7 protein-coding genes and 1 riboswitch are annotated in these 10,559 nt (G+C 72.6%); of the genes, 5 read left to right on the top strand and 2 right to left on the bottom strand.

The window, feature by feature from the left end; translation table 11 throughout:
- Positions 1-117: 117 nt before the first annotated feature.
- Positions 118-2,577, bottom strand: coding sequence for a DNA topoisomerase (ATP-hydrolyzing) subunit A (locus tag ACFV0Q_RS31380; protein ID WP_385009878.1), 2,460 nt, complete (start codon positions 2,575-2,577; stop codon positions 118-120).
- 241 nt (positions 2,578-2,818) lie between these two features.
- Here ACFV0Q_RS31380 and ACFV0Q_RS31375 point away from each other — a divergent pair, with 241 nt between their 5' ends.
- From ACFV0Q_RS31375 to ACFV0Q_RS31360, 4 genes are all read left to right on the top strand, one after another.
- Complete coding sequence (locus tag ACFV0Q_RS31375; protein ID WP_385009877.1) at positions 2,819-4,168, top strand: M16 family metallopeptidase; 1,350 nt, start codon at positions 2,819-2,821, stop codon at positions 4,166-4,168.
- Positions 4,169-4,188: 20 nt separating this feature from the next.
- On the top strand, positions 4,189-5,556 hold the full coding sequence (locus ACFV0Q_RS31370) for a M16 family metallopeptidase (protein ID WP_385009879.1): 1,368 nt from the start codon (positions 4,189-4,191) through the stop codon (positions 5,554-5,556).
- A gap of 186 nt (positions 5,557-5,742) precedes the next feature.
- Positions 5,743-5,902, top strand: a riboswitch (cyclic di-AMP (ydaO/yuaA leader).
- Positions 5,903-5,914: 12 nt separating this feature from the next.
- Positions 5,915-6,709: a M23 family metallopeptidase gene (locus ACFV0Q_RS31365; protein WP_385009875.1), complete on the top strand. Its 795-nt coding sequence runs from the start codon at positions 5,915-5,917 to the stop codon at positions 6,707-6,709.
- Positions 6,710-6,918: 209 nt separating this feature from the next.
- Entirely contained in the window at positions 6,919-7,584 is a 666-nt protein-coding gene (locus ACFV0Q_RS31360; protein WP_385009873.1) for a GntR family transcriptional regulator, read from the top strand.
- A 183-nt stretch (positions 7,585-7,767) separates the two neighbouring features.
- On the opposite strand, the gene ACFV0Q_RS31355 is transcribed toward ACFV0Q_RS31360, so the two are convergent.
- Positions 7,768-8,049, bottom strand: a complete 282-nt coding sequence (locus ACFV0Q_RS31355) for an HPr family phosphocarrier protein (protein ID WP_385009871.1) — start codon at positions 8,047-8,049, stop codon at positions 7,768-7,770.
- 209 nt (positions 8,050-8,258) lie between these two features.
- Between ACFV0Q_RS31355 and ACFV0Q_RS31350 the strand changes: the two genes are divergently transcribed.
- A partial coding sequence (locus tag ACFV0Q_RS31350; protein WP_385009869.1) for a GNAT family N-acetyltransferase occupies positions 8,259-10,559 on the top strand: 2,301 nt, incomplete at its 3' end.

Genomic DNA, 10,559 nt, shown 5'->3' with positions numbered 1-10,559 from the left:
GCTCATCAGCTCTGTTCTCCCCCCACCCGCGTGTACGGGGAAAACACTAGTCGGGACGAGGGGCGGGCGGCCCGGCAACCGCCCGGACCGCCCGCCCCCCACCGTGTTCCACGCGCCCTACAGCGCGGCTCCCGCCAGCGCCTCGACGGTGGCCGGCAGCGTGGTGCCCGAGCCGTCGCGGCGCGGGTCCGGGGCCGGCAGCGCGGCCGGGGTGCCGTTCGCCGACGCCGCGCGGACCGGGGCGTTCCCCGCCCAGGCCAGCACCAGCACGTCCTCGCCCTTCAGGAACCGCTGGCAGCGCACGCCGCCCGTGGCACGACCCTTGCGCGGGTACTGGTCGAAGGGGGTCAGCTTGCCGGAGCGCACCGAGTCGTCCAGGGTGCCGTGCGAGCCGGCCACGCTGAAGACCACCGCGTCCCGCGCCGGGTCCACGGCCGAGAAGTGGATCACCTTGGCGTTCTCGGCGAGCTTGATGCCCGCCATACCGCCCGCCGGGCGGCCTTGGGGGCGCACCTGGCCCGCCGGGTAGCGCAGTAGCTGGGCGTCGTCGGTGATGAAGACCAGGTCCTCCTCGCCGGTGCGCAGTTCGACCGCGCCGACGATCCGGTCGCCCTCCTTGAGGGTGATGACCTCCAGCTCGTCCTTGTTGGCCGGGTAGTCCGGCACGACCCGCTTGACCACGCCCTGCTCGGTGCCCAGGGCCAGGCCCTGCGAGGACTCGTCGAGGGAGGTCAGGCAGATCACCGTCTCGTCCGCCTCCAGTCCGGAGAGGAACTCCGCGACGGGGGCGCCGCCCGCCAGGTTCGGCGCGGCGTGGGTGTCCGGGAGCTGCGGCAGGTCGATCACCGACAGCCGCAGCAGGCGCCCGTAGGAGGTCACCACGCCCACGTCGGCCCGGGCGGTCGCGGCCACCTGCGAGACGATCAGGTCGTGCTTCGCGCGGGCCCCGTCCGCCTCCTCGGGCAGCGGATCGCCGTTGGCCGTACGGGCCAGCAGGCCGGTGGAGGACAGGAGCACGCGGCACGGGTCGTCCGCGACCTCCAGCGGGACCGCGGCGACCGCCGTGCCCGCCGACTCCAGGAGCACCGTCCGCCGCTCGGTGCCGAACTTCTTCGCGACCGCGGCCAGTTCGCCGGAGACCAGCTTGCGCAGCTCGCTGTCCGAGTCGAGGATCCCGGTCAGCTCGTCGATCTCGCCCGTCAGCCGGTCGCGCTCGGACTCCAGCTCGATCCGGTCGAAACGGGTGAGGCGGCGCAGCGGGGTGTCCAGGATGTACTGGGTCTGGATCTCGCTCAGCGAGAAGCGCTCCATCAGGCGCTCCTTGGCCTGGGCGGAGTTGTCGCTGTCCCGGATGATCCGGATGACCTCGTCGATGTCGACCAGGGCCACGAGCAGGCCCTCGACCAGGTGCAGCCGGTCGCGCCGCTTGGTGCGCCGGAACTCGCTGCGCCGCCGCACGACCTCGAAGCGGTGGTCGAGGTAGACCTCCAGCAGCTCCTTGAGGCCCAGCGTCAGCGGCTGCCCGTCGACCAGCGCGACGTTGTTGATGCCGAAGGACTCCTCCATCGGCGTCAGCTTGTACAGCTGCTCCAGCACGGCCTCCGGGTGGAAGCCGTTCTTGATCTCGATGACCAGGCGCAGGCCGTGCGAGCGGTCGGTGAGGTCCTTGACGTCGGCGATGCCCTGGAGCTTCTTCGAGCCGACCAGGTCCTTGATCTTGGCGATGACCTTCTCGGGGCCGACCGTGAAGGGCAGTTCGGTGACGACCAGGCCCTTGCGGCGCGGGGTCACGTCCTCCACGGCCACCGTGGCGCGGATCTTGAAGGTGCCTCGACCGTTCTCGTAGGCGTCCTTGATCCCGGAGAGCCCGACGATCCGTCCGCCCGTGGGCAGGTCGGGGCCCGGCACGAAGCGCATCAGCGCCTCCAGGTCGGCCTCCGGGTAGCGGATCAGGTGGCGGGCGGCCGCGATGACCTCGCCGAGGTTGTGCGGGGCCATGTTGGTGGCCATGCCGACGGCGATCCCGGAGGCGCCGTTGACCAGGAGGTTCGGGTACGCCGCCGGCAGGGCGACGGGCTCGCGCTCCTGGCCGTCGTAGTTGGCGGTGAAGTCGACGGTGTCCTCGTCGATCGACTCCGTCATCAGTGACGTGGCGTCGGCCATCTTGCACTCGGTGTAACGCATCGCGGCCGGCGGATCGTCGTTGCCGAGCGAGCCGAAGTTGCCGTGGCCGTCGACCAGCGGCAGCCGCATCGAGAAGGGCTGGGCCATGCGCACGAGGGCGTCGTAGATCGACGCGTCACCGTGCGGGTGCAGCTTGCCCATGACCTCGCCGACGACGCGGGCGCACTTCACGTACCCGCGGTCGGGGCGCAGGCCCATCTCGTTCATCTGGTAGACGATGCGCCGGTGCACCGGCTTCATGCCGTCCCGGGCGTCGGGCAGGGCGCGGGAGTAGATCACCGAGTACGCGTACTCGAGGAAGGAGCCCTGCATTTCGTCGACGACGTCGATGTCGAGGATCTTCTCCTCGAAATCCTCCGGCGGCGGCGGGGTCTTCGTGCTGCGGCGGGCCATCGCTGCGCGGCTCCTTAACCAAGAATCGGGGTGTACGGGGTGCCGGACGGGGCCGTCCGGCCGGTGTCGACGCGGACCATTGTGGCCCGGCGCACCGACAACGCCGACTCCGACCCCGGGTGACCCCCCGGACGGAGTCCAAGGGGCGGGACCCGGGAACTTCTCCGGTGGCCGACGCGCTTGCATACAGTGGCAGGTCTGACAGAAATCTCTGCATCGCGATCGAAGGGACCACATGCCCATGGGTCACACGGCCACAGCTCAGGCCGGCTCCGGCGGCCTGACAGCGACCGAGCACCGGCTGGCCAACGGCCTGCGCGTGGTGCTGTCCGAGGACCACCTCACCCCGGTCGCCGCCGTCTGCCTCTGGTACGACGTCGGCTCGCGCCACGAAGTCAAGGGCCGGACCGGTCTGGCTCACCTCTTCGAGCACCTGATGTTCCAGGGTTCGGCGAGCGTACCGGGCAACGGGCACTTCGAGCTGGTCCAGGGGGCCGGCGGTTCCCTGAACGGCACCACCAGCTTCGAGCGCACCAACTACTTCGAGACGATGCCGGCCCACCAGCTGGAGCTCGCCCTGTGGCTGGAGGCGGACCGCATGGGCTCGCTGCTGGCCGCCCTGGACGAGGAGTCCATGGAGAACCAGCGCGACGTCGTGAAGAACGAGCGCCGCCAGCGCTACGACAACGTGCCGTACGGCACCGCGTTCGAGAAGCTGACCGCCCTCGCCTACCCCGAGGGCCACCCGTACCACCACACCCCGATCGGCTCCATGGCCGACCTGGACGCCGCGTCCCTGGAGGACGCGCGCCACTTCTTCCGTACGTACTACGCGCCCAACAACGCCGTCCTGTCGGTCGTGGGCGACATCGACCCCGACAAGACGCTCGCCTGGGTCGAGAAGTACTTCGGCACCATCCCGGCGCACGACGGCAAGCAGCCGCCGCGCGACGGCGCGCTCCCCGAGATCATGGGCGGCCAGCTCCGCGAGGAGATCGTCGAAGAGGTCCCGGCCCGCGCGCTGATGGCCGCCTACCGGCTGCCGCACGACGGCACCCGCGAGTGCGACGCCGCCGACGTGGCCCTGACCGTGCTGGGCGGCGGCGAGTCCTCCCGCCTGCACAACCGCCTGGTCCGCCGCGACCAGACCGCCGTGGCGGCCGGCTTCGGCCTGCTGCGCCTGGCCGGCGCGCCCTCGCTGGGCTGGCTGGACGTCAAGACCTCCAGCGGTGTCGAGGTGCCCGCCATCGAGGCGGCCGTCGACGAGGAGCTCGCGCGGTTCGCCGCCGAGGGCCCCACGGCCGAGGAGATGGAGCGCGCCCAGGCGCAGCTGGAGCGGGAGTGGCTGGACCGGCTGAGCACCGTCTCCGGCCGGGCCGACGAACTGTGCCGCTTCGCCGTGCTGTTCGGTGACCCGCAGCTGGCGCTGACCGCCGTCAAGCGCGTCCTGGACGTCACCGCCGAGGAGGTGCAGGCCGTCGCCGCGGCCCGGCTGCGCCCCGACAACCGCGCGGTGCTCGTCTACGAGCCGCTGCCGGTGTCCGAGAACGACGAGACCGACGCGAACGAGAACGAGGGGGCGGAGCAGTGAGCGACACCGCAGCCGTCACGATGACCTTCCACCCGCGCCCGCAGGCCGGCGAGCCCCAGCCGTGGGCCTTCCCGGCCCCCGAGCGCGGCACCCTCCCCAACGGCCTGACCCTGCTGCGCTGCCACCGCCCCGGCCAGCAGGTCATCGCGGTCGAGGTCAACCTCGCGGCCCCGCTGGACGCCGAGCCCGAGGGCCTCGACGGCGTGGCCACCATCATGGCCCGCGCGCTGTCGGAGGGCACCGACAAGCACTCCGCCGAGGAGTTCGCCGCCGAGCTGGAGCGCTGCGGCGCCACGCTCGACGCGCACGCCGACCACCCCGGTCTGCGGGTCTCCCTGGAGGTCCCGGCCTCCCGCCTGCACAAGGCCCTCGGCCTGCTCTCCGAGGCGCTGCGCGCGCCCGCCTTCGCCGACAGCGAGGTCGACCGGCTGGTGCGCAACCGGCTCGACGAGATCCCGCACGAGCTGGCCAACCCGCAGCGGCGCGCCGCCAAGCAGCTCTCCAAGGAGCTCTTCCCGGCCACCCTGCGCATGTCCCGCCCGCGCCAGGGCACCGAGGAGACGGTCGCCCGGATCGACTCCGGGGCCGTACGCGCCTTCTACGAGGCCCACGTGCGCCCCGCCACCGCCACCGCGGTGGTCGTCGGCGACCTGACCGGCATCGACCTGGACGCCGTACTGGCGGACACCCTGGGCACCTGGACGGGCAACTTCGCCGAGCCGCTCCCGGTCCCGCCGGTGACGGCCGACGACACCGGCCGGGTGGTCATCGTGGACCGGCCCGGCGCGGTCCAGACGCAGTTGCTGATCGGCCGGATCGGTCCCGACCGGCACGACATCGTCTGGGCGCCGCAGGTGCTCGGCACGTACTGCCTCGGCGGCACCCTCACCTCCCGCCTGGACAAGGTGCTGCGCGAGGAGAAGGGCTACACCTACGGGGTGCGGGCGTTCGGCCAGGTGCTGCGCTCGACCGCCGACGGCAAGGGCGCCTCGATGCTGGCCATCAGCGGCTCGGTGGACACCCCGAACACCGGTCCCGCGCTGGAGGACCTCTGGCAGGTGCTGCGCACGCTCGCCGCGCAGGGCCTGACCGACGCCGAACGCGACGTGGCGGTGCAGAACCTGGTGGGCGTCGCCCCGCTGAAGTTCGAGACGGCCGCGGCCGTCGCGGGCACCCTCGCGGACCAGGTGGAGCAGGAGCTCCCGGACGACTACCAGGCGCAGTTGTACGCGCGGCTGGCCGAAACCGGTACGGCGGAGGCCACTTCGGCGGTCGTGAGCGCCTTCCCGGTGGACCGGCTGGTCACGGTCCTGGTGGGCGACGCGTCGCAGATCGAGGAGCCCGTGCGGGCCCTCGGTATCGGAGAGGTCACCGTCGTCACGAACTGACGGTGCGTTTGGGAGGGGCTTCGGCGGATCATCCGCCGGAGCCCCTTTTGTCTGTTTAGTGGTGTGGTTGCGCGTATGGGGTGTGGCGTACGCAACAAAAGGGCTCGCGTGTTTGGCGATTGACTGATGATCCGCCTAGCGTCGGCCGTGCTGTCCGTCAGTTGTGCCCGCCGCACCCGCGGCACCGGACAGCGATCGCCGAGTCCCCGTCAGGCGCGAGCCTGGGGAGCCGGGGACCCACATCAGTCCCTGGGGTGAATCGGACCGCCTCGTCAGAGGAGATCCGTAGGAGACCTTCCTGCTCCGAACCCGTCAGCTAACCCGGTAGGCGAGAGGGAAGGAAAGGATTACCCCCTTCATGGCGTTTGGCAGTTCTGTCGCCGGTAAGCACCGCGGTTCCAGCCGTCTGAGCCGCAAGACCGCCGGTTACGCCGGCATAGCCGCCCTCGCCACCACGGGCGTGGTCGCCGCCGTGGCGGCCCCCGCGTTCGCCGCGGACAACAGCGCCCCCTCCGTCGAGGACACCGGCCAGAACGCGATCGTCGTGGCCGACAGCCTCCAGGACGACCTCGAGGTGCAGGCCGACTCCCAGCAGCTCGCCGCCGAGGCCGTCGCCGTCCGGGCGCAGGCCGAGGCCGACGCGAAGCAGCGGGCCGCAGAGGCCAAGCGCACCGCCGAGGCGAAGGCGAAGTCCGAGCGCGAGGCCGCCGAGCGCGCCGCCCGCGAGGAGGAGCGCAAGCGCCTCAACACCTTCGTCGCCCCCATCACGGGCTCGTACGTCAGCACCCAGTACGGCGCGGGCGGCGGCATGTGGTCCTCCGGCAGCCACACGGGCATCGACTTCCACGCCGACTCCGGCACCACGGTCCACGCGGTGGGCGCGGGCACGGTCGTCGAGGCCGGCTGGGGCGGCGCGTACGGCAACAACGTCGTCATCAAGCACAACGACGGCACCTACACCCAGTACGGCCACATGGACTCGCTGAGCGTCTCCGTCGGCGAGACGGTCACCCCGGGCGAGCAGATCGGCCTGTCGGGCTCCACGGGCAACTCCAGCGGCCCGCACCTGCACTTCGAGGCCCGCACCGGCGCCCAGTACGGCTCGGACATCAACCCGCTGGCGTACCTGCGCCAGCACGGTGTCAACGTCTGATCCGCACCGCACTTCACCGAGAAGGCCCCGGCTCTCCGAGCCGGGGCCTTCTCCGTCCTGCCCCGCCTCTTCCCCCGCGCCTTCCCGGCCGCAGCGAAATGTTTCGGATATCGGGCCGACATCGGAAATTATCGTGTGCTGCAATAGGGTTGCAGCACGGTCACGAATCCGGCGAAGGCGCCGGCAGCGAATCCAGCGGAGGTCCGGCCTTGCGTATTCCGGCGCACGCGGTATGCACAGCGATCCGCGACGATATCGTCTCCGGTTTCTTCGGTCCGGGCGGCCGGCTCACCGAGGAGGTGCTCGCCCGCCGCTACGGCGTCTCGCGCGTCCCCGTCCGCGAGGCACTGCGCACCCTGGAGTCCGAGGGCTTCGTCACCACGCGGCGGCACGCCGGGGCCTGCGTGGCCGAGCCGACCGAGCAGGAGGCCGCCGACCTCCTGGAGCTGCGGATGCTGCTGGAACCGCTGGCCGCCTCCCGGGCCGCCCGGCGGCGTACCGAGGGCCACCTGAAGGTGCTGCGCGGGCTGGTCAGGCTGGGCCAGGAACGCGCCCGCAAGGGGCAGGGGGAGGACCTGCGGGCCCTGGGGACCTGGTTCCACGAGACCCTCGCCCAGGCCTCCGGGAGCCCCGGGCTGATCGCCCTGCTGACCCAGACCCGGCGCAAGATCGCCTGGATGTACGTGGTGCAGGCCCCCGCCCGGCCGGTGGACTCCTGGGCGGAGCACGGGGCGATCGTGGACGCGGTGGCCCGCGGGGACGCGGAGCGGGCCGCTGCGCTGACGACGCTGCACGCGCAGCGGGCGGCCGGGGCGCACCGGCCGCGGGTGAGGACTTCGCAACCTGCCGTAAACACGGCGAGCGGTCCGCATTAACAAACACCCCGTATACAAAAGGGTACGCGGGGCCTGGTATGTGGCGGCCGTGCTTGTTTTCGCTGCGCCGAATTCCTGAATTTCTCGCGCTGCCGGGAATTCATGGAAAAACGAAGAAGCCGCAGTCCCGGGGTGGGGGACTGCGGCTTCTCCGTCGATACCGTCGATACCGGACCCGAAGGGTCAGACGGTCTCCGGGAGCTCCTCGAGGCCCTCGGCGACCAGCTTCGCGAGACGGTCCAGCGCGATGTCCGCGCCGTCGGCCTCGGAAGCCAGAACGATCTCCTCGCCGCCCTGGGCGCCCAGGCCCAGGACCGCCAGCATGGAGGCGGCGTTGACGGGGTCGCCGCCCGCCTTCGCGATGGTCACCGGGACGCCGGAAGCGGTCGTCGCGCGGACGAAGATCGAGGCGGGACGAGCGTGCAGGCCCTCGGCCCAGCCGACGTTGACGCGGCGCTCTGCCATGGTGATGCCCTTCAGGTTCTTACGGTTGTCTAGACCAGTCTCTCACGACACCCGGACTGCTCGGACCGACCTTCGGCCCGGATCCACCGCCGTTCGACCCTCCCCAGCTTGCACTGGTTTGCCCCGGCGTGCCGGATCCGGCGCGCGCATCCCGTCCGGCCCGTCGGACGCACCCGTCACCAGGGCGCGACGCCCCTTAGGGTGGCCCCATGACCACCGCGTCGGACCCCTCGTACCCGGCCCACTGGGAAGCGGACGTCGTGCTGCGCGACGGCGGCACGGCCCGGATCCGCCCCATCACCACCGAGGACGCGGGCCGGCTGGTCAGCTTCTACGAGCAGGTCTCGGACGAGTCGAAGTACTACCGGTTCTTCGCCCCTTACCCCCGCCTCTCCGACCGCGACGTGCACCGCTTCACGCACCACGACTACGTCGACCGGGTCGGCCTCGCCGCGACCATCGGCGGGGAGTTCATCGGCACCGTCCGCTTCGACCGCATCGGCCCCGACGGCCGGCCCGCCTCGGCCCCGGCCGACGAGGCCGAGGTCGCCTTCCTCGTCCAGGACGCCCACCAGGGACGCGGGGTGGCCTCCGCCCTCCTCGAACACATCGGCGCGGTCGCCCGGGAGCGGGGCATCCGCCGGTTCGCCGCCGAGGTGCTGCCCGCCAACACCAAGATGATCAAGGTGTTCACGGACGTCGGCTACCAGCAGAAGCGCAGCTTCGAGGACGGCTCCGTCCACCTCACCCTCGACCTCGAACCCACCGCCGAGTCCCTCGCCGTGCAGCGCGCCCGCGAACAGCGCGCCGAGGCCCGCTCCGTCCAGCGCCTGCTGGCCCCCGGCTCCGTCGCGGTGATCGGCGTCAGCCGCTCCGGCTCCGGCGTGGGCTCCGCCACGCTGCGCAACCTGCGCGACGGCGGCTTCCACGGACACCTCTACGCCGTCAACGAGGCCCGCGCCCCCGGCATGGAGGGGGACCTGCTGGACGGCGTACGGGCCTACCGCACCGTCGCCGACATCGGCGCCCCGGTCGACCTCGCCGTGATCGCCGTCCCCGCCGAGCGGGTCCCGGACGCGGTCGCCGCCTGCGGGGAGCACGGCGTGCAGGGGCTGGTGGTGCTGTCGGCCGGATACGGGGAGAGCGGCCCGGCGGGACTCGCGCGCCAGCGCGAACTGGTCCGCCAGGTCCGCTCCTACGGGATGCGGCTCATCGGCCCCAACGCCTTCGGGGTGATCAACACCGCCTCGGACGTGGAACTCAACGCCTCGCTGGCCCCCGCCCCGGCCACCGCCCGGGGCCGGATCGGCCTGTTCACCCAGTCCGGCGCGATCGGCATCGCCCTGCTGTCCGGGCTGCTGCGGCGCGGCGAGGGCCTCTCGTCCTTCGTCTCCGCCGGGAACCGGGCGGACGTCTCCGGCAACGACATCCTCCAGTACTGGTACGACGACGAAGCCACCGACGTGGCCCTGCTGTACCTGGAGACCCTCGGCAACCCGCGCAAGTTCACCCGGCTCGCCCGCCGCACGGCCGCCGTCAAGCCGGTCGTCGTCGCCCGCGGCGGCCGGCACACCCCGGCCGGGCACGTCGTCCCCGGGACCCGGCTGTCCGACGCCACCGTCTCCGAACTGCTCCGGCAGGCGGGCGTCATCCGCGTCGACACCGTCACCGAGCTGGTCGACGTCGGCCTGCTGCTGGCCGGGCAGCCGCTCCCGGCCGGCCCCCGGGTGGCGATCCTCGGCAACTCCGAGTCCCTCGGCGTGCTCACGTACGACGCCTGCCTGACCGAGGGGCTGCGCCCGCTGCCGCCGCTGGACCTGACCACGGCCGCCTCCCCGGCGGACTTCCGGGCCGCCCTGTCCGCGGCCCTCGCCTCCGAGGACTGCGACGCCGTCGTCGTCACCGCCATCCCCTGGGTGAGCGAGCGCGCGCTGGCCGACGACCTCGCGGAGGCCCTGCGGGAGGCGGCGGCGGAGGTCCCCGGCAAGCCGGTGGCGGTGGTGCACGTGGAGCTCGGCGAACTGGTGGAGGCCCTCTCCGCGGCCCGCGCCACGTCCCCGGCCCCGGCCGGGCCAGCGGCGCCCGACCCTGAGGCGTCCGGCTTTGCGGCGTCCGGTCCCGCTGCGTCCGGCTCCGCTGCGTCCGGCTCCGCTGCGTCCGGTCCCGCTGCGTCGGGATCCGCTGCGTCCGGCTCCGCCGCGTCCGGCTCTGCTGTGCCAGGTCCCGCCGGGCCAGGCTCCGCTGTGTCCGACTCCGCTGCGCCCGGTTCCGCTGTGCCCCGCTCCGCCGCGTCCGGTCTCGCCGCGCCTGGCTCCGCCGCGTCCGGTCCCGTCGGACCGGAGCGGAAGGCGGTCGCGGGACCGGAGGGCGTGGGTGGCCCGAGGGTCGCGGCGGGCCCGGAGCCCGTCGCGGGCTCAAAGGCGGTCGCGGACCTGCGGGCCGCCTCCGCCCCCGCCGGGCGGCCCACCGCCGCGCCCGCCGCCCCGCGGCCCGGCCGGAGGATCCCCGCC

Source organism: Streptomyces sp. NPDC059564 (genome assembly GCF_042735575.1).
GTDB lineage: Bacteria > Actinomycetota > Actinomycetes > Streptomycetales > Streptomycetaceae > Streptomyces.
This window is presented reverse-complemented; position numbering and strand designations above follow the sequence as displayed.